This is a genomic window from Saccharothrix sp. ALI-22-I (genome assembly GCF_001984175.1).
Taxonomy (GTDB): Bacteria; Actinomycetota; Actinomycetes; order Mycobacteriales; family Pseudonocardiaceae; genus Actinosynnema.
Genome location: NZ_MTQP01000068.1, coordinates 607974 through 634699, shown reverse-complemented (window position 1 = coordinate 634699; position 26726 = coordinate 607974). Strand labels below are relative to the sequence as shown.

The following is a 26726-nucleotide window of genomic DNA, read 5'->3' as shown; positions in this document are numbered from 1 at the left end:
GGAGCCGTTGAGGGCTCCCGGCGTTCGACGCGGCACAGGTGGAACTAGTAGGTGATCGCCACGCCGGGGTCGGCGAGGAGGGCGCCTACGTCGGCGAGGAACTGCGAGCCCTGTTGGCCGTCGACCACGCGGTGGTCGAAGCTGAGGGCCAGTTGGCAGACCTTGCGCGGCACGACCTGGCCGTCGACCACCCACGGCATGTCGCGGATGGCGCCGAAGGCCAGGATCGCCGACTCGCCGGGGTTGATGATCGGGGTGCCGGTGTCGACGCCGAAGACTCCGACGTTGGTGATGGTGAACGTGCCGCCCATCATGTCGGCGGGCGTGGTCTTGCCGTCACGGGCGGTTGTGGCGAGGTTGTCCAGGGCGACGGCCAGTTCCCTGAGGGACATGCGGTCGGCGTCTCGGACCTTGGGGACCACCAGGCCGCGTGGGGTCGCGGCGGCGATGCCCAGGTGGACGTAGTCCTTGTAGACGATCTCCTGCGCCTCCGCGTCCCACGTCGCGTTGACGTCGGGGGTGCGGCGGGCGGCCAGGACGACCGCCTTGGCGGCGAACGCCAACGGCGTGAGCTTGACGTCGCGGAACTCGGGCTTGTTCTTCAGGCGCGCCCGCAGCTCCATCATCGGCGTCACGTCCACGGTCAGGAACTCCGTGACGTGCGGCGCGGTGAACGCGCTGTCCACCATTGCCTGCGCGGTCGCCTTGCGGACGCCCTTGATCGGGACGCGGCGTTCCCTGGCCCCACTGTCCACAACGGACGCCGGGGGGGTGGGAGCGGCGGGTGCGACGGCCTGTTCGACGTCCTCCCGCGTTATCACGCCGCCCGGACCCGAGCCGGACAGCGCGTACAGGTCGACGCCCAGTTCCTTGGCCAGCTTGCGCACGGGTGGCTTGGCCAGCGGGACGTAACCACCCGGCGTGACGACCGGTTCCGGCACCACCGGAGCGGGGACAGGGGCGGCGACCGGGGCGGGAGCTGCGGCTACGGGGGCCGGGGCGTCCTTGCGGGGACGGCGCTTGGCCGCACCCGAACGCGGGCCGTAGCCGACCAGGGTGGCGATCCGACCGCCCGGCATCTCCTCGCCGATCTTGCCGTTCGACTCGGCGGGAGCGGGAGCGGCGGCGGCAGCGGGGGCAGGGGCAGCGGGGGCGGCGCCGGACGGGTCCACGTCGATGGTGATGATCGGGACGCCGACCTCGACCGTCTGGCCGACCTCGGCCAACAGCTCGGTCACCACGCCGTCCCACGGGCACGGCAGCTCGACGGCCGCCTTGGCGGTCTCGATCTCCAGGATGATCTGGTTGACCTTCACCGCGTCACCGGGCTTGACGTGCCAGGTGAGGATCTCGGCCTCGGTCAGCCCCTCTGCCGTGTCCGGCATGGAGAACTGCTTGAACTGCGGCACAGCTATCCCCTTACCAGGCCAGCGAGCGGTCGACGGCGTGCAGCACCCGGTCGAGGTCGGGGAGGAACTCCTCCTCCAACTTCGACGGCGGGTACGGGGTGTCGAAACCGGTCACCCGCAGCACCGGCGCCTGCAGGGAGTAGAAGCACTCCTGCTGCACCTTGGCCGCGATCTCGCTGGAGATGGAGGACTCGCCGGGCGCCTCGGTCACCACGACGAGCCGTCCGGTGCGCCGCACCGACTCGTACACCGGCGCGAGGTCGAGCGGCGACAACGTGCGCAGGTCGATGACCTCCAGCGAACGCCCCTCCTCCTCGGCCGCCGCGGCGGCGTCCAGGGACGTGCGCACCATCGGGCCGTACGTCACGACGGTGACGTCACGCCCGGTGCGCAGGGTGCGCGACCGGAACAGCGGTCCGGGCGCGGCGGTCGTGTCGACCTCGCCCTTCTCGTAGTAGCGGCGCTTGGGCTCGAAGAACAGCACCGGGTCGTCGCAGTCGATCGCCTGCTGGATCATCCAGTACGCGTCGGCCGGGTTCGAGCACGTGACGACCCGCAGGCCGGCGGTGTGCGCGAAGTACGACTCGGGCGACTCGGAGTGGTGCTCGACCGCGCCGATGCCGCCGCCGAACGGCACCCGGATCACCATGGGCAGCTTGAGCCGGCCCTGGGTGCGGTAGTGCAGCTTGGCGACCTGGCTGACGATCTGGTCGAAGCCGGGGAAGATGAACCCGTCGAACTGGATCTCGCACACCGGCCGGTAGCCGCGGATCGCGAGGCCGACGGCGGTGCCGATGATGCCGGACTCGGACAGCGGGGTGTCCAGCACGCGCTGCTCGCCGAAGTCCTTCTGCAGGCCGTCGGTGATCCGGAAGACGCCGCCGAGCTTGCCGACGTCCTCACCCATCACGAGGACCTTGCGGTTGGCCTCCATCGACGCGCGCAGGCCGTTGTTCAACGCCTTGGCGATGGTCAGCGTCTGCACCGGGGCGGGTGCGGCGGACGTGGGGCGGTCCATGGTCGGGGCAGCCATCAGTGCTCGCCTCCCGCGAACCCGGCGTGGTAGGCCAGGAATTCGTCGCGCTGCGCGTCGAGAACCGGGTTGGCCTCGGCGTAGACCTCGCTGAAGATCCGCCCGGCCGGTGGGTCGGGCAGGTTGACGCAGTAGTCCCGCAGTTCGATCGCGATCTGCTCGGCATCGGCCTCGACCGAGTCGAAGAACGCCTGGTCGGCCCACTGCTGCTTGACCAGGTGCACCTTGACCCGCTCGATCGGGTCCTTGAGCTTCCACAGCTCCAGTTCGTCGGACAGCCGGTAGCGGGACGGGTCGTCGGAGGTGGTGTGCGCGTCCATCCGGTAGGTGAACGCCTCGATCAGGATCGGGCCGTTGCCCTGCCGGCACTCCTCCAGCGCCCAGCGGGTGACCGCGAGGGTGGCCAGCACGTCGTTGCCGTCGACCCGGATGCCGGGGAAGCCGTAGCCGCGCGCCCGCTGGTAGAGCGGGAGGCGGGACTGGCGCTCGGTGGGCTCGGAGATGGCCCACTGGTTGTTCTGGCAGAAGAACACCAGCGGCGCGTCGTAGACCGCGGCCCACACGAAGCCCTCGTGCACGTCGCCCTGGCTGGTCGCGCCGTCACCGAAGAAGCAGATGGTGGCCTCGCCGTCGGCGTCGCCCACCTTGCCGTCGAACTTCTGGCCCATGGCGTAGCCGGCGGCGTTGAGCACCTGGTTGCCGATGACGATCGTGTACGGGTGGAACCGGGTCGCGACCGGGTCCCAGGTGCCGTTGTCGGTGCCCCGGAAGATGCCGAGCAGCTCGGTGGGCTTGACGCCGCGCGTCCACGCGATGCCGTGCTCGCGGTAGCTGGGGAACGCCATGTCCTCGGGGCGCATGGCCCGGCCGGCGCCGATCTGCGCGGCCTCCTGGCCGAGCAGCGGCACCCAGATGCCGAGCTGGCCCTTGCGCTGCAGGGCGTTGGCCTCGCGGTCGACGCGGCGGACCAAGACCATGTCGCGGTACAGCCCGCGCAGCTCCTCGGCCGTGATGTCGATGTCGAAATCCGGGTGCTGGACGCGCTCACCCTCGGGGGTGAGCAGCTGCACCAGGTCGACGCCGCCCTCGTCTGTCGCTCGCAAACCTGCCATCACCTGTTCCGCCGTCGGTTTGGCAGCAGTGGCCGGCGTCGCATCCGGTCCGGGGTGCGTCCATTTTTCGGGGGACGACATGCGCCTTGTCTCCTCGTCTACGAGGCCGCCCGGTCGCTTGTGGCGACGCTGCGCGGCTGCACCGCCAGTCGCCGTCGCCCCCTGGGTGTCGGGGGTTGGGCAACCGTCGGCGCTGACGGTGTTCCTCATCCACATCCTGACATGGCCTCACTCGACATGGTGAGCCCCATCCCACTTCGTAACACTTCACGCAACGTTCTGACGTGCGGTAACCGTTGGACGGCCAATCTTCGGCAGTCCGAGTAGAGCGTTCGGTAAACGGACGCCGATGTCCCGGTTACCGATCGTTAACACAGTACGTAGGGGTTCGGACACGTCGGGTCGGGGCGGAACACCCACGTCGGCACCCGGTGCTTGGATGGACTACCGACCATCGGCCGGACTGCCCATTTCCACCACGCGAAACCTGCCCGACCCCGGTCGAACGGCCCGCTCGGCGAGGCCGGTGGGAAACCCGGCCGTGACAGGATCGAGGGGTGGACCGTTCAGCGCTGACCCGTACCGTTCGCGGCCTCTGGGACGACGACATCCTCCCGAGCCTGTCCGCCTTGGTCGCGGTACCCGCGATCTCCCCCGTCTTCGACCCCGCGTGGGCCTCGCACGGCCACTTGGCCGCCGCCGTGGACCACGTGCGCGCCTGGCTCGCCGCCCGCGACCTGCCCGGCGCCACCACCGAGGTCGTCCAACTGCCCGACCGGACGCCGTTGCTGCTGGTCGACGTGCCGGGCACGGCTCCGACGTCGGACACCGTGCTGATGTACGGGCACCTGGACAAGCAGCCGCCGGTGGGTGGCTGGGGCGACGGGCTCGGGCCGTGGACGCCGGTCGTGCGCGACGGGCGGCTGTACGGGCGCGGCGCGGCCGACGACGGCTACTCCGGTTACGCCGCGATCGCCGCGATCGAGGGCGTCCGGCAGGCGGGCGGCACGCACTCGCGGTGCGTCGTGCTGCTGGAGACCGGTGAGGAGTCCGGGAGCCCGGACCTGCCCGCGTACCTGGACCACCTGCGGCCGCGGCTGGGTGAGGTGTCGCTGGTCGTGTGCCTGGACTCGGGCGGCAACGACTACGAGCGGATGTGGCTGACCACGTCGCTGCGCGGGTTGGCGCAGGCCACGATGACCGTGCGGGTGCTGGAGAGCGGGCTGCACTCGGGGATGGCGAGCGGGATCGTGCCGTCGTCGTTCCGGATCGCCCGGCAGCTGCTGGACCGGCTGGAGGACGCCGCGACCGGCGAGGTGCTGGTGCGGGAGATGCACGTCGACATCCCGGAGAACCGGGTTCTGGAGGTGCGTGAGGCGGTCGCCAGCACGCCCGGTGTGCTGGTCGGGAGCGTGCCGTGGGCGGCGGGGACGCAGCCGATGGGCACCGATGAGGTCGAACTGGCGCTGAACGCCGGGTGGCGGCCGACGCTGTCGGTCACCGGGGCGGACGGGCTGCCGTCGCCGGACGACGCGGGCAACGTGCTGCGGCCGTTCACCACGCTGGTGCTGAGCTTCCGGCTGCCGCCGACGGCCGATTCGTCGGCCGCGATGGAGGCGGTGCGCCGGGCGTTGACCTCGGATGTGCCTTACGGGGCGTCGGTGGAGTTGTCGCGGATCGAGTTCGCGGACGGGTGGAACGCGCCGGAGTTGGCGCCGTGGCTGCGCGAGACGTTGGACCGGATCGGCAAGGACGTGTTCGACGCGCCGTGGCGGACGGTGTCGTTGGGCGGCTCGATCCCGTTCATGGGGTTGCTGCACGAGGCGTACCCGGAGGCGCAGTTCCTGGTCACGGGCGCGGTCGGGCCGGACTCCAACTGCCACGTGCCCGACGAGTGGCTGCACCTGGCGCACGCGACCCGGATCACCGAGGCCGTGGCCGTGGTGCTGGACGCGCACGCCCGCCGTTAGTCGCTGAGCCGGTCGAGTTCCGCGGTGAGCTCGGCGCGCAGGTCGTCGTGCTGCGGCCCGAGGGCGGTGGTCGGATCCGACCACCGCTCCGGTGGGTAGAGGTAGACGGGGTGGCGCACGACCGGTTCGGGTTCCCAGTGGTAGCGGGCCCGGACGTGGGCGTGCAGGTACGGGTCGGTGTTGCCGAGGATCTCCAGGTTGACCCGACGGAACTGCGGATCACGCCGTGCGCACACCCGTTCCACCGCCTCGGCCAGCAGTTCCATATCGGCGAGGAAGTGCAGCCGGCGGTCGCGGGGCAGGTCGGTGAGGCGCTGGACGTCGGGCGAGTCGGTGAGCAGGACGCAGTAGCCGGGCAGGAACTGCACGTCCCCGATGCACGCGAAGCCGGCACTGAGCCTCCGCAACACCGTCGGGTTCTCGCCACGCAGGGCCGCGCCGACGCGATCGGCCTTCCAGTCTTCTTCGGTCACGTGCCCCATCTTCGGTCGATATCGGTCAGCAGGCCGGACTGCCGTACCCGAGGGCGCTCCAGCGCCTCGGTCGGCACGTGCTCCAGCACCCTCGCGCGGGTGACAGGACCCTGACGCCGCGGCGTCAAAACGTCCACGGAGAGTGATCATGATCGGGTTTGTAAACACCGGGCAGGGCTGTGACCTAACCGGCCAGTAACCGGTTTACTGGATCGATGCCGCACACTGGCCGAGTGAACGAGCAAAGCCGGCAAGCCGAGCGGATGCGTCTGGGGGAGTCGGACTCGCCTACCGCACCGTGGCGTCTCTGGGGCCCCTACCTGGCCGGACGGCAGTGGGGAACGGTTCGGGAGGACTACTCGGCGGGTGGGGACGCGTGGACGTCCTTCCCGTTCGACCACGCCCGGTCCCGTGCCTACCGCTGGGGCGAGGACGGCATCGCGGGCATCTGCGACGTGCACGGTTTCCTCAACCTCGGGGTCGCGCTCTGGAACGGCCGCGACCCGATCCTCAAGGAGCGCTACTTCGGGCTCACCAACAACGAGGGCAACCACGGGGAGGACGTCAAAGAGCACTGGTGGGTGACCGACGGCACGCCGACCCATTCGTGGATGCAGGTCGTCTACCGCTACCCGCAGTGTGAGTTCCCCTACGCCGAACTGCGCGAGATGGCCAAGCGCGCCGGCCGGGCCGAGCGCGAGCCCGAGCTGTCCGACACCGGTGCGCTGGACGAGAACCGGTTCTTCGACGTCCGGGTCAGCTACGCCAAGGCGGGCCCGAAGGACATCTGCGTCGAGCTGACCGCCACCAACCACGGCCCGGACCCGGCGCCGCTGCACCTGCTCCCCCAGTTCTGGTTCCGCAACACGTGGGCGTGGGGTCGGGACGACCGCCGGCCGACGCTCAAGGCCTGCACGAAGGACGGCTGGCGCCGGGTCGTCGCCGAGCACGGCGCGCTGGGCCGCTACACGCTGCACGTCGAGGGCACCCCGACGCTGCTGGTCACCGACAACGAGACCAACGAGGTCGAGCTGTTCGGCACCGCGCGCAACCCGACGAAGTACACCAAGGACGGCATCGACCGGTACGTCATCGGCAAGGACGCGAAGGCGTGCCAGGTCATCGGTCCGGACGACATCAGCGAGCCGGGCACCAAGGTCGCCGCCTGGTACTCGTTCGACCCGGTCGAGCCGGGCGAGTCGGTCACCGTCCGGCTGCGCATGGTGGAGGGCGACGGGCACCTGGACGCGTTCGGACCGAGCTTCTCCGACACCGTCGACCAGCGGAAAGCCGAGGCCGACGAGTTCCACCAGACCGATCTGGACCCGAAGCGCGCCGCCGTCGTGCGGCGCGCGCTCGCCGGCCTGATGTGGACCAAGCAGCACTACCGCTTCCGCACCCGGGAGTGGCTGGACGGCGATCCGGCGCAGCCCGCCGCGCCGACGTCGCGCAAGAACATGCACGCCCGCAACGCGCACTGGCGGCACTTCGACGTGGCCGACGTGATCTCCATGCCGGACGAGTGGGAGTACCCGTGGTTCGCCGCGTGGGACCTCGCGTTCCACACCGTGCCGTTCGCCAAGGTGGACCCGGCGTTCGCCAAGGAACAGCTGCTCCTGCTGTGCCGCGAGTGGCTGATGCACCCCAACGGCCAGCTCCCGGCCTACGAGTGGGAGTTCGGTGACGTCAACCCGCCGGTGCACGCGTGGGCGGCGCTGCAGGTCTACCGGTCCGAGGAGACCAAGGACCGGAAGTTCCTGGCCAAGATCTTCCACAAGCTGCTGCTGAACTTCTCCTGGTGGGTGAACCGCAAGGACGCCGACGGCAGCTACCTGTTCGAGGGCGGCTTCCTCGGCATGGACAACATCGGCCCGGTGAACCGGTCGGAGCCGATGCTGGGCCAGTGGCGGCTGGAGCAGTCCGACGCGACGTCGTGGATGGCGGCCTACAGCCTGCACCTGATGCAGATCGCGCTGGAACTGGCGCGGCACGACGAGTCGTACGAGGACGTGGCCACGAAGTTCGTGGAGCACTTCCTGAGCATCGCCGAGGCGTCCACCCAGTTCGGTTCCGGTGGACGCGGCATCTGGGACGAGACGGACGGCTTCTGCTACGACGTGGTGTCGCGCCGGTTGCCGGACGGTCACGTGGAGTCGCAGCCGGTGCGGGTGCGGTCGATGGTGGGCCTGATCCCGGTGCTGGCCTGCGCGGCGCTGGAGCCGTGGGTGTTCGAGGAGCTGCCCGGCTTCACCCGGCGACTGGAGCACCTGCTGTCCCGGCGGCCGGAGTTGCAGCAGTTCCTGAGCCGCCGCGGCGGCGGGGCCCTGCTCAGCCTGCTGGACGAGCGCAAGCTGCGGCGGGTGCTGAGCCGGATGCTGGACGAGGGCGAGTTCCTGTCGCCGCACGGCATCCGCAGCCTGTCCGCGGCGCACCGCGAGGGCCTGGAGGTGCAGGTCGCGGACCAGGAGCACCGGATGGGCTACGAGCCGGGCGAGTCGCGCACGCCGATGTTCGGCGGCAACTCGAACTGGCGCGGCCCGGTGTGGTTCCCGACCAACGCGCTGCTCGTGGAGGCCCTGCGGACGGTCGAGGAGTTCCACGGTGGGAAGTTCCACGTGGAACTTCCCACTCGCAGCACGCGGAACGTGACGGCCGGTCAGGCGGCCGACGAGCTGGTCAGACGGCTGGTGTCGCTGTTCCTGCCGGATCACGACGGGCGCCGGCCCGCGGACGGCAAGCGGATCGAGTCGACCGATTCACCCTTGTGGCGAGAGCACGTCACCTTCAGCGAATACTTCGACGGCGACACCGGCGAAGGGCTGGGCGCGACTCACCAAACCGGGTGGACGGCGCTGGTCGCGAGCCTGTTGACAGATCGTCGCCAAACGGGCGCTCTGGGTGAATCAATTGTGTGATCAAGACCAAACGGCTGAATAATTTGCTGCCGTACGCGCCATGTGACGCAAGATTCATGCACACCGAAGATCTGTAACACTCACGTGCTGTGCACCACGTCACCCAAGTGGCAGTATGCCGAACACTCGACCGACACAGTTACGAGGAGTGACCCGTGGCCCGTCGTACCAGGCACGCTGCGCTCGCCCTGTTTCCCGTGCTCGCCCTCGCGGCCACGATGACGGCGTGCGCGACCAAGGTCAACACCGGCACCCAGGACAGCGGGACCGGCATCACCCTGGTCAAGAGCGGCAAGCTGGTCACCTGCACCCACCTGTCCTACAAGCCCTTCCAGTTCTCCGAGGGTGACAAGACCGTCGGCTTCGACGTCGACCTGGTCGACCTGGTGGCCAAGGACCTCAACGTCGAGCAGGAAATCTTCGACACGCCGTTCGAGACCATCACTTCCGGTGAGGTCTTCAACACCGGCAAGTGCGACCTCGCGGCCGCCGGCATGACCATCAAGCCGGACCGTGCCGAGGTCATCGACTTCTCCGAGCCCTACTTCGACGCCTCGCAGGCGTTGCTGGTGAAGAAGGACTCGCCGGTCAAGTCCCTGGAAGACCTCCGGGGCAAGAAGATCGGCGTCCAGCTGGAGACCACCGGCGAGATCTACGCCAACGAGAACGCCTCGAAGTACGGCTACACGGTCGTCCAGTTCGAGGACCTGCCGCTGATGGAGACCGCCGTGCGCACCGGCTCGGTGGACGCGGCCATCAACGACAACGGCGTGCTGCTCGACTACGTCAAGGAATTCCCCGACACCGCCGTGGTCGCGGAGTTCGACACGCAGGAGAAGTACGGCATCGGCATGAAGAAGGGCAACACCGCCCTCAAGGCCAAGGTCGACGAGGTCCTGAAGAAGGCCAAGGACAGCGGCGAGTACGACAAGATCTACGAGAAGTGGTTCGGCAAGAAGCCGGAATCGAAGTAAGCGGCTGACCCGCGGGGCCGGTGCTGCCAAGCACCGGCCCCGCGCCTTGTCCCCCCACCCGCGAGGTAATCCACATGGCACTCTCGAAGCGACAGCGGGCCAAGGCGTTCCGCATGAGCCAGTACGCGCTGCTGGTCGTGGTCGCCGTCGTCCTGGCGTTCGTCGCCGACTGGAACGAGATCCAGCGCAGCTTCTTCAACCTCGACATCGCCGCGGAGATGTTCCCCAACGTCATCACGGTGGCGTTGACGAACACCCTGATCTACACCGCGCTCGGTTTCGCGTTCGGCCTGGCCCTCGGCCTGATCCTGGCGCTGATGAAGCTGTCGCCGGTCGCGCCGTACCGGTGGCTGGCCACGATCTACATCGAGTTCTTCCGCGGTGTGCCGGCGCTGCTGGTGTTCATCGCGCTGAGCTTCGGCGTGCCGCTGGCGTTCGGGCTCCAGTTCGACATCTACTCCACCGTGATGCTGGCGCTGGGCATCGTCGGCGCCGCGTACATGGCCGAGACGATCCGCGCGGGCATCCAGGCGGTGCCCAAGGGCCAGATCGAGGCGGCCCGGTCGCTGGGCATGTCGCACGGCCGCACGCTGCTGACGGTGGTGATCCCGCAGGCGTTCCGGATCATCCTGCCGCCGTTGACCAACGAGCTGATCCTGCTCACCAAGGACTCGTCGCTGATCTACATCATCGGCCTGGCCCGCGACCAGTACGAGCTGACCAAGTTCGGCCGCGAGACGCTGAGCCGGTCGCCGTCGCTGACCCCGATCCTGGTGGTCGGCCTGTGCTACCTGATCATCACGCTGCCGCTGGGCCACCTGTCGCGGTACTTGGAGCGGCGCACGGGCGGCAAGAAGATCAGCACGCCGGAATCGACCGGGTTGGGGGTGTCGGCATGAGCGTCGACGTCGACAGCGGCCTCGCGGTGGAGATCACCGGGCTGAAGAAGTCGTTCGGGACCCTGGACGTGCTCAAGGGCATCGACGTCCGGGTCAACCGCGGTGACGTGGTGTGCATCATCGGGCCGTCCGGCTCGGGCAAGTCCACGCTGCTGCGCTGCGTGAACCTGCTGGAGGAGCCGACCGGCGGCAAGATCGTCGTCAACGGGGTCGAGCTGACCGACCCGGACGTGGACATCGACGCCGCGCGCACCCGCATCGGCATGGTGTTCCAGTCGTTCAACCTGTTCTCCCACCTGAACGTGCTGAACAACCTCATGGTGGCGCAGCGCAAGGTGCTCAAGCGGGACGCGAAGCAGGCGCAGGAAGTCGCGTTGCGGAACCTGGCGCGGGTCGGGTTGTCGGACAAGGTGAACGCCATGCCCGGCCAGCTCTCCGGCGGTCAGCAGCAGCGGGTGGCGATCGCGCGGGCGCTGTCGATGGACCCGGACGTGATGCTGTTCGACGAGCCTACGTCGGCGCTGGACCCGGAGCTGGTGGGCGACGTGCTGGGCGTGATGCGGCAGTTGGCCGACGAGGGCATGACGATGCTCGTGGTGACGCACGAGATGCAGTTCGCCCGCGAGGTGGCCGACCGGGTGCTGTTCATGGACGGCGGGTACGTCGTGGAGGAAGGGCCTGCCGAGCAGGTCATCGGCGCGCCGCAGCACGAGCGCACGCAGTCGTTCCTGGCCCGGGTGCTCGACCCGACGCACCAGGGACCGAGCAGCACCTGATGGATCGGCCGGAGCTTGCCAAGGTGCTTGTCAGGTGTTGGCTCAGGCCCCATTGTCTCCTCACATGAGTGAGGCGGGTGCGCGGGGGCTGGACGTGTTCGATCCCAGCCCGCCGCGCTCCGCCCGGATGGCCGCGGCCGAGGTGTTGCGCGGCGTCGGCGAGCCGGACGGGACGTGGCGGTTACCGAGGCGGCGGGCCGGGATGCCGCCGGTGGTGCGGGTGGCGGACCGGTTCCTGACCGGGACGCTGGACCTGCGCGCGGTGGAGTTCCCGTACCTGCTGGAGTTCGTCCGGTGCCGGTTCGAGGAACCGCCGGACCTGCGGCAGGGCAAGCTGGCCGGGATCGAGTTCGCGGACTGCTGGCTGCCCGGCCTGTCGGCCCGCAACCTGAGCAGCGCCAACGAGGTCTCGCTGGCCGGCAGCACGGTCGAGGGCGTGGTGGACCTGGTCGACGCGGACGTGGCCGGGTCGCTGTCGTTGCGGGACAGCTCGTTGCGCGTGCCGGACGCGATCGCGTTCCACGCCGACCGGTTGAAGCTGGCGGGCGGGTTGCTGGCGCAACGGGTGCGGGTCACCGGTGAGCTGCGGATGGCGGGCGCGCACGTCGGCGGGTACTGCAACTTCAGCGGCGGGCTGTTGGACAACCCGCTGGGCCACTCGTTCAACGGCACCGGTCTGCACGTCGGCGGCAACCTGCTGATGAACGGCTGCACGCTGCACGGCACCGTGCTGCTCGCGGGCGCACGCGTCGACTCGGCGTTGACCCTGCGCGGCACGACGGCTGCCGACGGTCGCGCGGACGACGACGTGTTGGACCCGCACTCCGACCCGAACGCCACGCTCGTGTTCGACCGCATCACCGTGGACGGTGACGTGCAGCTGGACCGGGGTTTCCGCAGTGCGGGGACCGTGCGGATGGTCAACGCCACGCTCGGCGGCACGTTGTCGTTGTCCGGCGGCGGGTTCGACGCGATGGGCGAGTTCGACAGCGAGCCGACGGGCTTCGGGCGGGCGCTGGAGACGAGCACCGCCGAACCCACGGGGTACGGGCGCGCGCTGCACCTGGACGGCACGCAGGTCGGCGGCGACATCATCGGCCGCCAGGCGCAGGTGCGCGGCCAGTTCCGGATGGTCGACTTCCAGGCCAAGGGCAGCCTCATCCTCGACGGGTCCACTTTGGACAACCCGCGTGCGGACGCGGTGCTGGGCAACCGGTCCCGCGTCGGCAGCAACTTCACCGCCCGCGAGGTCGAGGTGACCGGCGGGCTGGAGCTGCGCGGCGTGCACGTCGGTGCGAACCTCGACCTGCGCGGCAGCCGGATCACCAAACCCGGCCGCTACCGGCACCAGGCGGCGGGCAAGCCGTCGCTGGACGTCGGCGGCGCGGTCATCGGGCGGGACCTGATCTGCGCGGGCGGTGCCAAGGAGTTCGTCGCGCACGGCGGCGTGCGGGCCAGGCGGGCGCAGATCGGCCGGATGGCCACGTTCGCGGGCGCGGTGCTCGGCGACCGGCTCGACGCGCACGCGTTGAACCTGCTCGGCATGCAGGTGCAGGAACTGGTGGTCACGCCCGTCACGCCGCCGCGCGGTGACGTGACGCTGCGGCAGGTGCGCTGCACGGTGTTGGACGACAACGAGAACTTCTGGAACGCGACCGGCCGGATCGACCTGGAGGAGTTCCGCTACGACTCGCTGCGGCACCCGATCGACCTGCGTGACGACGCCGAGATCGACCGGCGGCTGCGCTGGCTGCGGCAGGCGATGCGGCGCACCTACCGGCCGGGGCCCTACGACCAGTTCGCCGACATGCTGCGGGCCAGCGGCAACGACGAGCACGCGGCCACGGTGTCGGTGGAGAAGCAGCGACTGCGGTACCGGGCCGTCGCCGAGGGCCGCCGCTGGCTCGGGCCGCTGGTGCTGCTGTGGAGCTGGCTGCAACGCGCGATGGTCGGCTACGGCTACCGCCCGGCCCGCGCGTTGGCGTGGCTGGTGGTGACCTGGCTGCTGGGCAGCATCTGGTTCGCCACCGGCCCGGAGTTGCACGAGATCAACGAGCAGGACCACCTGCCGTGGAGCCCGTGGCTGTTCACCATCGACCTGGTGGTGCCGATCGTGGACTTCGGCAACAAGAACCGGTGGCAGACACCGGGTGCGTCGCAGTGGATCGCGTCCGGGCTGATCGTGATGGGCTGGATCCTGGCCACCACGGTCGCGGCCGGCCTCACCCGGATGCTGAAGCGCTGACCCGTCGCCGGCGGCGTCGCGGCCGTCAGCCTGCTGCTCGCCCAGCCCGCGCTGGCGAACTCGTTCACCGAGAGCACGCAGGGTGGCACCGTGTCCTACGCCGACGCTTCGGACTCGCTGTGCGTGCACGCGTACAACAGCGATGGCCGGCGCTGGGTCCGGGCCGTCGTCAAGCCGCTCAACGGTGTCGGCCCGTCGCTGAACATCTACGACGAGAACAACGACTCTGGCAACAACTGCGGCAGCCTCGCCACCGCGTACGAGGACACGAAGTACCGCGCGACCATCACCGCGTACTGGGGCGAGACCGGCACCACGACGACGGGCACCGGCTGACTTACAGTGGCCGCGTGACGGACCTGGTGCTGGCACTGGACGTCGGCGGCACGAAGATCGCCGGTGCGCTGGTGGACCGGAATGGCGTGGTGGCGCGGGCGGTGCGGGTGGCGACGCCGCTCGGGGCCGCGGAGGAGACGTGGGACGCGGTGGCGTCCGTTGTGGACCAGGTGTTGCAGGGTGAGGGCGTGGCGGCGGTCGGCATCGCGTCGGCCGGGCCCGTCGACGTGGACGCGGGGACGGTGAGCCCCATCAACGTCACCGGGTGGCGTGGGTTCCCGTTGCGCGACCGGTTGTCCGCGCTGCTGCCCGGAGTGCGGGTCGAGTTGGCGGGCGACGGGCCGTGCATGGCGCTCGGCGAACACTGGCTCGGCGCGGGTCAGGGCAGCCGGTTCATGGTCGGGCTGGTGGTGAGCACCGGTGTCGGCGGCGGGTTGGTGCTAGGTGGGCGGCCGTTCGGCGGGCGCACCGGGAACGCCGGGCACATCGGGCACGTGGTGGTCGAGCCGGACGACGGCGACCCGTGCACGTGTGGTGGGCGCGGGTGCGCGGAAGTGGTGGCCGGTGGGCCGCGGATGGTGGCGTGGGCCCGCCGTCAGGGCTGGCAGGCGCCGGACGACGCGGACGCGGCGCACCTCGCGGCGGCGGCCGGCACGGGCGAGGAGATCCCGAAGGCCGCGTTCGAGCGGGCCGGGCGCGCGGTCGGGCTGGCGATCGCGGCGACGGCCGCGGTGGTGGACCTGGATCTCGCGGTGGTCGGCGGCGGTGTGGCCCAGGCCGGTGACTTGCTGTTCGACCCGATTCGCCGGACCGTCGCCGACCACTGCGGACTGTCTTATTTGGACGGATTGCGCGTCGAGCCCGCCCGGCTGGGTGGCCAGGCGGGACTCGTCGGCGCCGCTCGCTTGGTGCTCGGCTAGCTAGTGCACGGCTGGTGGACGGTCAGTGGACGGCGACCGGCTTGACCCGGTCGCTGTCCTCGTCCACGTGGTAGTCGTCGGCCTCGGTCTGGTCGGTCCCGTTGAACACCCGGGCCTTCTTCGCGATCAGCGTCACGATGACCGCGACCAGCAGGTTCACCACGATGGCGATCGCGCCGACGTAGATCTGCACGGCGGAGCCGGCGAACGGGTGCCAGCCGAACAGCGACAGCTTGTCCAGCGGCAGCGCGGAACCGGCGAAGTGCGCCTTGCCGACGGCCGGGTTGCCGATGTTGTAGAGCAGCCACATGCCGTAACCCATGCCGGCGATCCAGCCCGCGATCAGGCCCCGCACGTGGAACCACCGGGTGTAGAGCGCGATCGCCACGGCCGGCAGCGTCTGCAGGATCATCACGCCGCCGATGAGCTGCAGGTCGATGGAGAACTGCGGGTCGATGAACACGATGAACGCGACCGCGCCGAACTTCACCACCAGCGACGCCAGCTTGGCCTGCTTGGCCTCCTGCGCGGGCGAGGCGTCCTTCTTCAGGTACTCCTTGTAGATGTTGCGGGTCCACAGGTTCGCCGCCGCGATCGACATGATCGCCGCGGGCACCAAGGCGCCGATCGCGATGGCCGCGAACGCGACACCCGCGAACCAGGCCGGGAACTCCTGGCCGAACAGCACCGGCACGATGGTGTTGGTGTCCGGGCGGCCGGTGGCCTGGTTGGTGATCGGCTTGACGCCCGCGCTGATCGCGACGAAGCCGAGCATCGCCAGCAGGCCCAGCAGCAGCGAGTACGCGGGCAGCGCGACCATGTTCCGCTTGATCACGTTGCGCCCGCGCGAGGCCAGGATGCCGGTCAGCGAGTGCGGGTAGAGGAACAGCGCCAACGCCGAGCCCAGCGCCAGCGTCGCGTACTGGAGCTGGTTGTTGGCGTTGAGGATGATCCCGTCGGCCTTGCTCTCGGACGCGGCGTACTTGGCCTGGGCGGTGTCGAGGATCGCGCCCCAGCCGCCGAACTTGGACGGCAGGTAGATCACCGCGACGATGATCACGATGTAGATCAACGTGTCCTTCACGAACGCGATCAGCGCGGGCGCGCGCAGCCCCGACTGGTACGTGTAGAGCGCGAGGATCACGAACGCGATGAACAGCGGCAGGTGGCCGAGGAGTCCGGAGCCGTTGAGGCCCATCGTGCGCAGCACGGCCTCCAGGCCGACCAGCTGCAACGCGATGTACGGCATGGTGGCGACGATGCCGGTGATCGCGATCAGCAGCGCGAGCCAGTGCGAGCCGTACCGGCCGCGGACGAAGTCCGCCGGCGTCACGTAGCCGTGCACGCGGGAGACGGACCACATGCGCACCAGCGGCAGGAACACGATCGGGTACAGGATCACCGTGTAGGGCAGCGCGAAGAAGCCCATCGCACCGGCACCGAAGACCAGCGCGGGCACGGCCACGAACGTGTAAGCCGTGTAGAGGTCACCGCCGACCAGGAACCAGGTGATCCAGGAGCCGAACTTGCGGCCGCCCAGACCCCACTCGTCCAAGTGGTCGAGGGTGTCACCGGCCTTCCACCGCGCCGCGAAGAAGCCCAGGACGGTGACCAGCAGGAACAGCGCGCTGAACACCACCAACTCGGTCCACTGCATTACTTGGCCCCCTCGTCCAGGTCGTCCACGCTCAGCAGGTCGGGCTTGCCCTTGACCGCGGGTTGGTCCTTGGTCTTGACGTAGACCAGGCCCACGCAGAGCACGCCCACCGGGACCCAGGCGAATTGGTACCAGTAGAAGAACGGCAACCCGAGCAGCCTCGGCTCATCGGCGTTGAACCAGGGCGTGACGAGCATCAGGAGCGGAACGAGCAGGAGCAGGTTCCAATTGCTCCAGCGGAGGCTGGATTTTCGAGCGGACGGCATGTGCCCCTCCGTACGGCGGCCGGGTATCGCGGTGACGCGGTGTCGCGCGATGCTAGGCCGGGGGGAGGACGGTAGTCACCATGTCAGGTGGGTTACCGACGCATGACGTAGTTGGATCGTGACCGTTTGTCACTCACCGCGCAGGCCGGTCACCAAGTGCTTCTCCGCCCGGTCGAAGTAGGTCAGCAGCGCTTCCTCGGCCTGCTGGACCTCGCCCGCGTCGAGGCGGTCCACGATCGACTGGTTGAGCGGCAGGTAGTCCCGGTAGAACTCCTCGTGGTCGCCCATCACGTGGAAGGCGAGGCGCAGTTCGGCGAGCAGGCGCTTGACCTCCTCGTCCAGCCGGGCGCTGCCCGCGAGGGCGGTGATGGCCTGGTGGAACTTCACGTTCGCGGTGCCGACGCCGGTCCAGTCGTCCTTGTCGCGGCAGGCAAGGCCGAGGTCCACGGCGTCGCGGACGGCTTGCCGGGCCTCGTCGGTGACCTTCGGCCAGCGGCGGATCGCGCCGCACTCGATGACCCGGCGGGCGGCGTAGAGATCCACGATGTCGGCCACGTCGGGGCGGCGGACGAACACGCCCTTGCTGTACTCGTGCACGAGCAGGCGTTCGTGGGTGAGCAGCCGGAACGCTTCGCGCAGCGTGTTGCGGGAGACGCGGAGGGCTTCGCCGAGGGCCTTCTCGTTGAGCTGCCGGCCGGGTTTGATGTCGCCGTCGAGGACGCTGGTGCGGAGCTTGTCCGCGACGCGCTCGGCGGTGCTGGACCGGTCGATGTCGCCCCGGTCCTTCGCGAGGGCGTTCAGCCAGCCGTCTGCCTCAGCGGTCGTCATGTTGAACAAGTCTAGTGCCCGACGACTCAAATGGAGTATTGAAGGATCGTTGAACAATCCTTACATTGAACAATACTTGCGAGAGGGGGCTCATGGACCTCAACGCCGACCTGGGTGAGGGCTTCGGCCGCTGGGCGCTCGGGGATGACCGGGCTCTTCTCGACGTGGCGACCAGCGCGAACGTCGCCTGCGGGTTCCACGCGGGTGATCCGGAGACGATGCGGCGGACGTGCGAGCTGGCGGCGGCGCGGGGCGTGGCGGTCGGTGCGCACGTCGGCTACCGGGACTTGAACGGCTTCGGCAGGCGATTTGTCGACGTATCACCCGAGACCTTGACCGCCGAGGTGCTGTACCAGCTGGGTGGGTTGGACGCGTGCGCCCGGTCGGCCGGGACGCGGGTCGATTACGTCAAGCCGCACGGAGCGCTCTACAACGCGCTGGTCACGCACGAGGCGCAGGCCGACGCGGTGGTCGACGCGGTGCGGGCGTACGACCCGACGTTGCCGGTGCTCGGGCTGCCGGGCGCGGTGTGGTTGAAGCGGGCGGAGGTGGCCGGGCTGCCGGTCCGGTACGAGGCGTTCGCGGACCGGGCTTACACGGCGGTGGGGACGCTGGTCGACCGGCGTCGGCCGGGTGCGGTGCTGCACGACGTCGGCGAGATCGCGGCCCGGTGTGTGGGGTTGGCGACGGAGGGACGGGTACGGGCGGTGGACGGGCAGGTGCTGCGGATGCCGGTGGACTCGATCTGCGTGCACGGCGACAGCCCCGGCGCGGTGGCGATCGCACGGGCGGTGCGGTCGGCGTTGACCGACGCGGGTGTGGTGCTGGGTCCCTTCTCCGGTGGGTTGGACCGGATGAGCGCGTGACCTCAGGCCGTCACGGGCGGGTGCGCTGGGGCTACGCCCATCCGGTCGAGTAGCCCGAGGATCACGTCGACCTTCGCCAGGATCTGGTCCGGGTCGATCCGGTGCGGCGAGGTGGTGTAGACGAGCCCCGCCTCGAAGGTCAGCAGGAGAGGCATTGCGCTGATGAAGGGGTTGGAGCCTGCCTGTCCGAGCATCCACTCGACGACCTGGGGGTTGAACGCCCGTGCCACGGCGGACGGGTCGGTGGTGAACACGGTGAACTCCCGGTCCACCGGTTCCGGCAACCTGGTCTGGAGCCACTGCCGCTGCTCCCGCACTGCCGTGAGCGGTGCTTCGCCGGCCGGTCCGACGGCCTGAGCGCGATCCGAGGTCAGTGGCCGGCCTCTGAAGTCCACGTAGATCCGGCGGCTGATCTTCATCGGGGGCAGGATCGAGGTGGCCACCTCGATCCTGTGCTCGTAGGTCGTAGCCGAGCTGCTCGAGTTCGCTTTCTCCATCGACGCCTCGCCCACGCGTACCGCCCAGTTGCCCCGCCGGAAGTCCAGCGCGGTCTCGAAGCGGGGCTGCGACACCGTGCTCAACCAGCCGGAAAGGCCGTCTGTGTCGCTCTTCATCGGTGGCCGGAGTTCGGCCGACCACGCGCGGACGTCGGCGGAACCGGCCACCGTCCCGCCAAGCCTCCCGGCGAGCGCGGCCAGCGCGTCGGCGTACCCGCGCTCCTCCTTCTGATCCTTGCGCCGACGCCACCAGAACAGCAGGCCGAACAAGGCCAAACAGAGGCCTGCGAAGAGCGCGATATCTTGGTAGAAGTCATCCATGATCAGATATCCAGATACCCCTCGGTCTGCTGCTTCGACTGGTCTTGGCCGGTGCCGGCGTACTCGTCCGCCTTCTCCTGGGCGGCCTGGTTCCGCAAGGGCTTGTCGATACCGGCGTTCGCCCCCGTGCCGACACCCAGCTGCGATGCCGCCGCATCAGTGGTCGCGCCCCACATGGACTTGCCGAAACCCTGCTGCACCCGCTCGCCGATCATGCCGTCCTTGCTCCACAGCTTGACCAGCGGCGATTTGCTGCCCGGGAGCCCGGAGGCCTTGAGTGCGTCCGCGGCGACGCTGTTGACCTGCTTGTTGGCCATGGACCGCTGGAAGGCGGTCTTCACGTTCCCGACCCGCTTGCTCAGGTTGCGCAGGAAGTCGAGGATCTTGGTCAGGAACTGGCGCAGCTTGGCGACGATCCGAGCCACCCGGCTGCCGGTGGTGGCGACCCGCACGCCGGTCGCGGCGCCCGCCGCCGCGGTCGACGCGCCGAAGCTGGGCACGGCCGCCGCGAGCGCCGGGATCCAGATCATGATCAGCCAGGTGATCAGCTCGGTGATGATCGCCTTGATGAAGTCCTCGATGATCGTCATGATCATGCTGGAGATCTGGAGCATCTGCGCCAGCTCCCCGGCCTGACCGGCGACGCCGTCGATGCCGTTGGCGAACTCGCCCAGCTTCGTGCTCGCCGCCTCCGACGCGCTGCCGCCCCAGGCCGTCACCGAGCTCTGCAGGTCTTCGTCGAACTTCTGGCGCAGGTCGGCCACGCCCTTGCCGATGGCGTTGAAGTTCTCCGCCGCCTGGGCCAGCGCGGGGCCGTCGCCGCTGACGAAGTGGATCGCGTCCTCCAGCGGCTGCACGACGCTGATCAGGAAGTTCAGCCCCTGCCCGACCAGCCAGCCGATCGGGTCGGTCGCGATCCCCAGCGCGGAGGTGCCGAGTGAGCCGATCAACGCGGTACCTTCGGAGGCCAGGCCGGTCACCTCGGCACCGCCGTTCTCGGCAGCCTTGCCCGACGCTTCTTTGATCTTGAGGTAGTTGCCGTAGAAGGGGGCGGCTTCCGCCATCTTCTGGCTGGTGTCCTTCTCGCCGACGGTGATCTCGACGCCGCCGGCCGTGGTCTTCTCTTCAGCCATCCTGGATTCCCCCGCCCCTACTGGTTGTCGAGCTCGACTTGCAGGCCGTTCAGCAGCTGCTTGACCGCTTCTTCCTGGTCGTCGTAGTCCTGCGCCGCGCCCTTGAACTTGTCCGAACCGGACTGCAGCCCCTCCTGCAGGGCGGTGAACAGGTCGTTGAGGTCGCCCAACATCTGCGTGTAGTTGTCCTTGACGAACAGGCCGACCACGCCCCACGACTTGTCCCCCACGTCCGCCTTGGCCACCAGGCCCGCGATCTCGGCGGCGGTGCTGCGGTGGCCGTCGAGCTTGCCGGCGAACTGTCGCAGTTCCTCGGGATTGACGTCGAAGCCGCCGCTCACCGTGCACTCCTCGTCTGATTGCTCACGGACACCATCACCGGTCCTCGTCGTCGTAGAGGTTGAGGAAACGGCCGTCTTGGTTCTGCGTGGGGCCGGATCGCGGAGGCGGCTTCGGCTGATCGTCGCGGAGGAACTGCTTCTGCGAGAAGTCGTCCGGTTCCTCGGGCGGTGCGGGCCGGCGCGGCGGAACCGGGCGCGGGGCAGGGCCGGGGGGCGGCATCCGGTGTGGTCCCGGGCCGGCCATGGGTGGCGGTGCCATCGGTGGCCGACCGGGAGGCGGGCCGACGGGCGGCGGACTGGCGGGCGGCGGGCCGAGGGGCGGCGGTGCTTGCGGCGGTGCTTGCGGCGGTGCGCCCTGCTCGGTCATGGCGCGCAGTTCCTGCGGTGTGACGCCGAACAGCTGGGCCTGCGTTTCCAGCACCTGGTCGGTGAGGTGCATGTCGTCGCCGAGTGCGTTCTCCACGATCCCCGCTTGGCGGCGCGCGGCCTCGGCCACTGCCTGCCGCAGCGTTGCCATCAGTGCGGCGGCCAGCGCCTGTGGCGGTCGGCGCATGGCCTGGTCGGTCAGCCGGATGTCCTTGATCGCCCCGGATGGACCTGCGACGACCGTCACGGCACGGTCGGGGGAGGTGGCCACCACCTCCAGCGCGGCCAACTCCTGCTGCATCTCCCCGATGCCGGCGAATTGCCCGTCGACCCGCTGGATTTTGGCCTGGAACTGCTCGAATTGGGCGACGAGCTGGTCGAACTCGGCCGACACGACAAGACCTCCACAAGTTTCGACTTCACGGCACGTCCCGGCGCCGGCGTGAGCGGGCCCCATAGTGGCAGCGGGACGGTCCACTACGGGTCGGAACGGTCAAAAGACATATAGGGGCGTTCGGGCAATGGTGGGCGGAATGCAATGAGGCCCACGCCCGGTGAGAGCGATGGGTTTGTACCGGCGCGTGAACCCTGAGGGCCGATCGGCGGGTTCCTCGACCCCAGGGCGGTCAGAGAGTATCTGTGGGTGACCAGATGACTCCAATCGGTGATCCTGCTCGTCCTTGGCCTGTCCCTCCTCACCCTTCCCGGCGTCGCGCGCGCAGCCCGCGCCGTGCTTCGACCAGAGGGCTCCCACCACCGTGGAGGAGCAGCGGCTGGACGACCGGCTCACGCCCACCGGGCCGGAGGTCGGGCCCGAACTCGTGCGGTTGGGCGGGTTCGACGACGACGTCAGCCGGTTCACCACCCGCCTGTGCGAGCCGGTCTCCCGGTCCCAGGCCCTCCAGCTCACCCTCACCAGCGGCACGGAGCTGTGGCGTGCCGCCGTGCAACGTGCCCAGTCGCCGCAGACCTGGGACGCCTTCGACGACCGGCCGTTGCACTGGGCCCGTCTGCACGCGACCAAGGCGCTGCGGCAGTGGCAGCCCCGGGGTTGGCAGCTCACCGCGACCGACCGGGCCAAGCTGGTCGACTCGTTCGACCGCGCCTCCCGAGGCGTCTCGGACCTGAGGTTCTCCGACGGGGTCCGGCGGGTCGCGGTTACCGGGTTCGATCCGTTCCAGCTCAGCGGCACGTCCGTGCGGCGCAGCAACCCGGCCAGTGCGGCGGCGTTGCAGCTCGACGGGGAGGTGATCGACACGCCCGCCGGGGCGGGTCGTGGTGGAGGCGGCCGTGCTGCGGTGCTGTGGGGACGTTCGACCAGGGGATCGTCGAGCGGTTCTACGGCTCGGCGCTCGGCTTCCGGCCGGACGCGCTGGTCACCGCCGGCCAGGGCCGGCCGGGGCGGTTCGACGTCGAGCGGTGGGCCGCGCGGTGGCGGGGCGGGTTCCCGGACAACAACGACGTGTCGGCGCGCGGTGTGGCGCCGGACGCGGCCGGGTGGCCTCAACCGGCGCACGAGTTCATCGAGACCACGTTGCCGCACCAGCGCATGATCGACGCCGGGACCACGCCGTTCCCGTGTTCTACAACCGGTCGTTCTGCGGGTGGCCGGTGGGCACTCCTGGCGCGGGCACGCCGAGCTGCCGTACCGACGAGCCGACGCCGGGTGCGGCGGCGGCGAGCGGCAGCGGCGGCGACTACCTGTCCAACGAGTCGACGTACCGGGCCAACCGGCTGCGGCTGGGGCTGGGCGCCGGCACGACCGCGGGCGGCCACCTGCACACGCCAGTCCTCGGCCAGCCGGTCGACCCGGCCGCGCTCACCGACCCGGCGTTCGAACAGGACCGCCGCGCGATCGCCGGCCAGGTGGTGTCGCTGGTGTCAGTAATCTGATCGACGTGAGGGGCTGGCGGGCGGCGGTCGTGGCACTGTCCGCGCTGTCGCTCGCCGCCTGCACGGCCCCGGTGCCGGGCGTGCCGGACGCCGAGGTCGTCCGGCCTTCCCTCACGCCGACCGCCGACCAGCTGCCCAAGGCCGGCCAGTGCACGGACACCGGCCTCGAAGTCCTCGACTGCAAGACCGAGCACGAGGCCGAGGTGACCGAGGTCGGCCTGCTGGAAGGTCTGGGCGCCGGCTACCCGAGCGACCGCGACCTGCGCCGTGCCGCACTGCCGCCGTGCCGGGCCGCCCTGACCGCGTACCTGGGCAGCGCGGACCACGACGCCACCCGGCTCCAGGCCCACGCGTTCTGGCCGAGCCGCGACGGCTGGGCCAAGGGCGACCGCTGGCGCGTCTGCACGGTGGTCGAGATGAAACCGGACGGCAGCCGGGTGCGGCGCAAGAACAGCGCCAAGGACCTGCTCAAGGCGGCCGGGTTCGGCACCGTCCAGCTGTGTGCGACGGCGTCACCGGGGCAGGCGAAGGACGCCGGGATCACCGCCTGCGACCAACCGCACAAGGCCGAAGCCGTGCCCGGTGTGCTCACGCTGGGCAATCCACAGGACCCCACGCCGTCCCTCGACCAGGTGAACGCCAAGGCGGCCGAGCACTGCGCGAGGGCCGTCACGAACTACGTCGGCGCACCGCGTGCGGACATCTTCGCGTCCTGGCGCGCGTTCGGCAGCCAAGCCTGGTCAGAGGGCTACACGTCGGCGATCTGCTACGCCGAGGCGACCCGCCCGTTCAGCGGCAGGCTGTGGGGCCTCGGCACGAACCCGCTCCCCAACTGACCCACAGGCTGTGCACAGCTCTATCCACAACCTGTGGACAACTACCTTCGTCGCAAGGCCAGCAACACCAGCAGCACGCCGACCAGAACCGGAACGCCGCTCTCGAAGACCGGCCTGAGCACCGGCAAGAACTCGAAAGTCTTCAGTTCGAACAACACCGAAGCAGCCAGCGCACCCAGGCCGGCGATCAGGGGTGCGGCTGGGGACAGTTTCCCGAGACACACCAATCCCATCAACAGTCCCGCGAGTCCCAACGCCACCAGGCCGCGGAGGCGCACCTCGTCCAACTGGTCTAGTCCGTAGCCCCAGAGGACCGCCGCGTTCACGGCACCGAGCGCTCCGAGCAAGAAGCCGGCGACGTGCCACCACGGTGACACGCGCCTCTTCACCCGTGCGGCCGGACGGGCCGCGGGCTCGACCTCGGGCCCGACTGCGGGCTCCACCAAGGGTTCGACCGCGGGTTCCACCGCGGCCTGAGTCGTCGTGCGGTACTGCGAGGCTCTCGGTCTCGGTACCCGTTGCTGCAAGTCGCGCGGGCTGTCGAAGTGCAGCCCGCCGAGGAAATCGTCCGATTGGCTCACAGCTCTGTAGTACCTCTGGAGCAGTCCGACGACACCTGGATCAACCAAAAAGACCCGGTGGACGCCATTGGCCACCGGGTCTCACGCCGAACAAGTTTCAGCTTTACGGGTCAGCTGTGCGAAGAGCTCAGCCGAGGCGGAGCTTCAGCGCCTCCAGCTCGTCGCGCAGCGAGGTCGGCACCTTCTCGCCGATCTTGGCGAACCACTCCTCGATCAGCGGGATCTCGGCACGCCACTCGTCGGCGTCGAACTGCAACGCCGCCTCGATGTCCTCGTGCGACGCGTCCAGCCCGGACAGGTCCAGCTCGTCCGCCGTGGGCACGTGGCCGATGGGCGTCTCGATCGCGGCGGCCTTGCCCTCGATGCGCTCGACGGCCCACTTCAGCACGCGCGAGTTCTCGCCGAACCCGGGCCACAGGAAGCGCTTGTCCTCGCCCCGGCGGAACCAGTTGACGTAGAAGATCTTCGGCAGCTTGTCCGCGTCGGCCGACTTGCCGGTGTCGATCCAGTGCTGGAAGTAGTCACCGGCGTGGTAGCCGATGAACGGCAGCATCGCCATCGGGTCGCGGCGCACGACACCGGTCTTGCCGACGGCCGCGGCGGTCGTCTCGCTGGACAGGGTGGCGCCCATGAACACGCCGTGCTGCCAGTCGCGCGACTCGGTGATCAGCGGGACGGTGGTGGCGCGGCGGCCACCGAAGAAGATCGCCGAGATCGGCACGCCGTTCGGGTCGTCCCACTCGGGCGCCTTGATGTCGCACTGCTCGATCGGCGTGCAGTAGCGCGAGTTCGGGTGCGACGACAGCTCCCCGCTGTCGGGCGTCCAGTCCTTCTTCTTCCACGAGATCGCGTGGGCCGGCGGCTCGCCCATGCCCTCCCACCACACGTCACCGTCGTCGGTCAGCGCGACGTTGGTGAACAGCGAGTTCCCCTTCTCGATGGTGCGCATCGCGTTGGGGTTGGTGTGGTAGTCGGTGCCGGGCGCGACGCCGAAGAAGCCGTTCTCCGGGTTGACCGCGTAGAGCCGGCCGTCCTTGCCGAACCGCATCCAGGCGATGTCGTCGCCCAGGGTCTCGACCTTCCAGCCGGGGATGGTCGGCTCCAGCATGGCGAGGTTGGTCTTGCCGCAGGCGCTGGGGAACGCGGCCGCGATGTAGTACGCCTTCTGCTCCGGCGAGGTGAGCTTGAGGATCAGCATGTGCTCGGCGAGCCAGCCCTCGTCCCGCGCCATCGCCGAGGCGATGCGCAGCGAGTAGCACTTCTTGCCCAGCAACGCGTTGCCGCCGTAGCCGGAGCCGAACGACCAGATGGTCCGCTCTTCGGGGAACTGGGTGATGTACTTGGTCTCGTTGCACGGCCACGGGACGTCGGCCTGGCCCGGCTCCAGCGGCGCGCCGATCGAGTGCAGCGCCTTGACGAAGTCGGCGTCCTCGCGGAATCGGTTCAGCGCCTTGGTGCCCATGCGGGTCATGATGTGCATCGAGACGACGACGTACTCCGAGTCGGTGATCTCGACGCCGAGCATCGGCTTCTCCGCGTCCAGCGGACCCATGCAGAACGGGATCACGTACATCGTGCGACCGCGCATCGAGCCCCGGTAGAGCTCGGTCATGATCGCCTTCATCTCGGCGGGGTCCATCCAGTTGTTCGTGGGGCCCGAGTCCGCCGGGTCCACCGAACAGATGAAGGTGCGCTCTTCGACCCGGGCCACATCCGTGGGATCGGAGGCCGCCCAGAACGAGTTGGGTTTCTTCTTCAGCGGGACGAACGTGCCCGCGTCCACGAGTTTGGCAGTGAGCCGGTTCCACTCGTCCTGGGAACCGTCGGCCCACACGACTTCGTCCGGGCAGGTCAGCTCGGCGACCTCGCGCACCCAGGACAGGAGGCGCGGGTGGTTGGTAGGTGCCTGGTCGAGACCGGGAATGGTCACTGCCGTCATCTCGTCTCGTCTCCTAGCTGAGCGCCAGCCCACGGTGGACGCCGATGTCCGGGTGGGACGTCCTCGGGAATGGCTCCGCCCGCCCGGTGGAGGGCGTGCCGTTTAAGGGGATAGACGGAGGTTAGCCGGGTTAATCCCCG

General features: G+C 69.4%; 26 protein-coding genes. 12 read left to right on the top strand and 14 right to left on the bottom strand.

From position 1 onward, the window contains the following. Nucleotides 1-44: 44 nt before the first annotated feature. Genes ALI22I_RS39685 through pdhA form a run of 3 tightly spaced genes read right to left on the bottom strand, consistent with a single transcriptional unit; the run spans nt 45 to nt 3635 of the window. Nucleotides 45-1409 (bottom strand): dihydrolipoamide acetyltransferase family protein, encoded by a 1365-nt coding sequence (locus tag ALI22I_RS39685; RefSeq protein ID WP_077010715.1) that lies wholly within the window; start codon nt 1407-1409, stop codon nt 45-47. Nucleotides 1410-1419: 10 nt separating this feature from the next. Beyond that, entirely contained in the window at nt 1420-2442 is a 1023-nt protein-coding gene (locus ALI22I_RS39680) for an alpha-ketoacid dehydrogenase subunit beta (RefSeq protein ID WP_077010714.1), read from the bottom strand. Continuing rightward, the gene (pdhA, locus tag ALI22I_RS39675; RefSeq protein ID WP_077010713.1) at nt 2442-3635 is read right to left on the bottom strand and encodes a pyruvate dehydrogenase (acetyl-transferring) E1 component subunit alpha; all 1194 of its coding nucleotides are present in this window, start codon (nt 3633-3635) and stop codon (nt 2442-2444) included. Before pdhA ends, ALI22I_RS39680 begins: the two co-directional genes overlap by 1 nt. Nucleotides 3636-4111: 476 nt before the next feature. Between pdhA and ALI22I_RS39670 the strand changes: the two genes are divergently transcribed. After that, complete coding sequence (locus ALI22I_RS39670; protein ID WP_077010712.1) at nt 4112-5524, top strand: M20/M25/M40 family metallo-hydrolase; 1413 nt, start codon at nt 4112-4114, stop codon at nt 5522-5524. On the opposite strand, the gene ALI22I_RS39665 is transcribed toward ALI22I_RS39670, so the two are convergent. Continuing rightward, nucleotides 5521-5997 carry a hypothetical protein gene (locus ALI22I_RS39665; protein WP_202971161.1) on the bottom strand — a complete coding sequence of 159 codons (477 nt, stop codon included), beginning with the start codon at nt 5995-5997 and terminating at the stop codon, nt 5521-5523. The two genes, ALI22I_RS39670 and ALI22I_RS39665, sit on opposite strands and share 4 nt — an antisense overlap. Beyond that, nucleotides 5994-6134, bottom strand: coding sequence for a hypothetical protein (locus tag ALI22I_RS51535; RefSeq protein ID WP_179118510.1), 141 nt, complete (start codon nt 6132-6134; stop codon nt 5994-5996). Before ALI22I_RS51535 ends, ALI22I_RS39665 begins: the two co-directional genes overlap by 4 nt. 96 nt (nt 6135-6230) lie before the next feature. Between ALI22I_RS51535 and ALI22I_RS39660 the strand changes: the two genes are divergently transcribed. From ALI22I_RS39660 to ALI22I_RS39630, 7 genes are all read left to right on the top strand, one after another. After that, nucleotides 6231-8912: an MGH1-like glycoside hydrolase domain-containing protein gene (locus ALI22I_RS39660; RefSeq protein ID WP_238598784.1), complete on the top strand. Its 2682-nt coding sequence runs from the start codon at nt 6231-6233 to the stop codon at nt 8910-8912. A gap of 155 nt (nt 8913-9067) precedes the next feature. Next, complete coding sequence (locus ALI22I_RS39655) at nt 9068-9886, top strand: transporter substrate-binding domain-containing protein (RefSeq protein ID WP_077010709.1); 819 nt, start codon at nt 9068-9070, stop codon at nt 9884-9886. Nucleotides 9887-9960: 74 nt separating this feature from the next. Next, nucleotides 9961-10785, top strand: a complete 825-nt coding sequence (locus ALI22I_RS39650; RefSeq protein WP_077010708.1) for an amino acid ABC transporter permease — start codon at nt 9961-9963, stop codon at nt 10783-10785. Then, on the top strand, nt 10782-11561 hold the full coding sequence (locus ALI22I_RS39645) for an amino acid ABC transporter ATP-binding protein (protein ID WP_077010707.1): 780 nt from the start codon (nt 10782-10784) through the stop codon (nt 11559-11561). The genes ALI22I_RS39650 and ALI22I_RS39645 overlap by 4 nt, the downstream gene beginning before the upstream one ends. 64 nt (nt 11562-11625) lie before the next feature. Continuing rightward, a complete protein-coding gene (locus ALI22I_RS39640) occupies nt 11626-13806 on the top strand; it encodes a hypothetical protein (RefSeq protein ID WP_077010706.1) in 2181 nt (726 codons plus the stop codon). Nucleotides 13807-13896: 90 nt separating this feature from the next. Further along, a complete protein-coding gene (locus tag ALI22I_RS39635; protein WP_077010705.1) occupies nt 13897-14142 on the top strand; it encodes a hypothetical protein in 246 nt (81 codons plus the stop codon). Between the two features lie 14 nt (nt 14143-14156). Beyond that, the gene (locus tag ALI22I_RS39630) at nt 14157-15062 is read left to right on the top strand and encodes an ROK family protein (protein ID WP_077010704.1); all 906 of its coding nucleotides are present in this window, start codon (nt 14157-14159) and stop codon (nt 15060-15062) included. 22 nt (nt 15063-15084) lie between these two features. On the opposite strand, the gene mctP is transcribed toward ALI22I_RS39630, so the two are convergent. From mctP to ALI22I_RS39615, 3 genes are all read right to left on the bottom strand, one after another. Continuing rightward, nucleotides 15085-16719 (bottom strand): monocarboxylate uptake permease MctP, encoded by a 1635-nt coding sequence (gene mctP / locus ALI22I_RS39625; protein WP_077010703.1) that lies wholly within the window; start codon nt 16717-16719, stop codon nt 15085-15087. Next, nucleotides 16719-16985 (bottom strand): DUF3311 domain-containing protein, encoded by a 267-nt coding sequence (locus tag ALI22I_RS39620; protein ID WP_077010702.1) that lies wholly within the window; start codon nt 16983-16985, stop codon nt 16719-16721. The genes mctP and ALI22I_RS39620 overlap by 1 nt, the downstream gene beginning before the upstream one ends. A 129-nt stretch (nt 16986-17114) precedes the next feature. Further along, nucleotides 17115-17813: a GntR family transcriptional regulator gene (locus ALI22I_RS39615; protein WP_077011169.1), complete on the bottom strand. Its 699-nt coding sequence runs from the start codon at nt 17811-17813 to the stop codon at nt 17115-17117. A gap of 92 nt (nt 17814-17905) precedes the next feature. On the opposite strand from ALI22I_RS39615, the gene ALI22I_RS39610 reads away from it, so the two are divergent. After that, the gene (locus ALI22I_RS39610) at nt 17906-18679 is read left to right on the top strand and encodes a LamB/YcsF family protein (protein ID WP_077010701.1); all 774 of its coding nucleotides are present in this window, start codon (nt 17906-17908) and stop codon (nt 18677-18679) included. A gap of 2 nt (nt 18680-18681) precedes the next feature. Here the strand turns inward: ALI22I_RS39610 and ALI22I_RS39605 are convergent, their stop codons facing one another. The 4 genes from ALI22I_RS39605 to ALI22I_RS55190 are packed head-to-tail and all read right to left on the bottom strand — an operon-like array spanning nt 18682 to nt 21731. Beyond that, nucleotides 18682-19497, bottom strand: coding sequence for a hypothetical protein (locus ALI22I_RS39605; RefSeq protein WP_077010700.1), 816 nt, complete (start codon nt 19495-19497; stop codon nt 18682-18684). A gap of 2 nt (nt 19498-19499) precedes the next feature. After that, nucleotides 19500-20630, bottom strand: a complete 1131-nt coding sequence (locus ALI22I_RS39600) for a hypothetical protein (RefSeq protein WP_077010699.1) — start codon at nt 20628-20630, stop codon at nt 19500-19502. Nucleotides 20631-20647: 17 nt separating this feature from the next. Continuing rightward, nucleotides 20648-20971: a WXG100 family type VII secretion target gene (locus ALI22I_RS39595; RefSeq protein WP_077010698.1), complete on the bottom strand. Its 324-nt coding sequence runs from the start codon at nt 20969-20971 to the stop codon at nt 20648-20650. Between the two features lie 34 nt (nt 20972-21005). Beyond that, nucleotides 21006-21731, bottom strand: a complete 726-nt coding sequence (locus ALI22I_RS55190) for a YbaB/EbfC family nucleoid-associated protein (protein WP_077010697.1) — start codon at nt 21729-21731, stop codon at nt 21006-21008. Between the two features lie 364 nt (nt 21732-22095). On the opposite strand from ALI22I_RS55190, the gene ALI22I_RS50005 reads away from it, so the two are divergent. The 3 genes from ALI22I_RS50005 to ALI22I_RS39575 are packed head-to-tail and all read left to right on the top strand — an operon-like array spanning nt 22096 to nt 24066. After that, nucleotides 22096-22890, top strand: coding sequence for a hypothetical protein (locus ALI22I_RS50005; protein ID WP_077010696.1), 795 nt, complete (start codon nt 22096-22098; stop codon nt 22888-22890). A gap of 25 nt (nt 22891-22915) precedes the next feature. Further along, nucleotides 22916-23230: a hypothetical protein gene (locus ALI22I_RS50000; protein WP_077010695.1), complete on the top strand. Its 315-nt coding sequence runs from the start codon at nt 22916-22918 to the stop codon at nt 23228-23230. 5 nt (nt 23231-23235) lie between these two features. Continuing rightward, a complete protein-coding gene (locus ALI22I_RS39575; protein ID WP_077010694.1) occupies nt 23236-24066 on the top strand; it encodes a septum formation family protein in 831 nt (276 codons plus the stop codon). Nucleotides 24067-24107: 41 nt separating this feature from the next. On the opposite strand, the gene ALI22I_RS39570 is transcribed toward ALI22I_RS39575, so the two are convergent. Then, complete coding sequence (locus tag ALI22I_RS39570) at nt 24108-24722, bottom strand: hypothetical protein (protein ID WP_143532672.1); 615 nt, start codon at nt 24720-24722, stop codon at nt 24108-24110. A 52-nt stretch (nt 24723-24774) separates the two neighbouring features. Continuing rightward, on the bottom strand, nt 24775-26586 hold the full coding sequence (locus ALI22I_RS39565) for a phosphoenolpyruvate carboxykinase (GTP) (RefSeq protein WP_077010692.1): 1812 nt from the start codon (nt 26584-26586) through the stop codon (nt 24775-24777). Between the last annotated feature and the right edge of the window lie 140 nt (nt 26587-26726).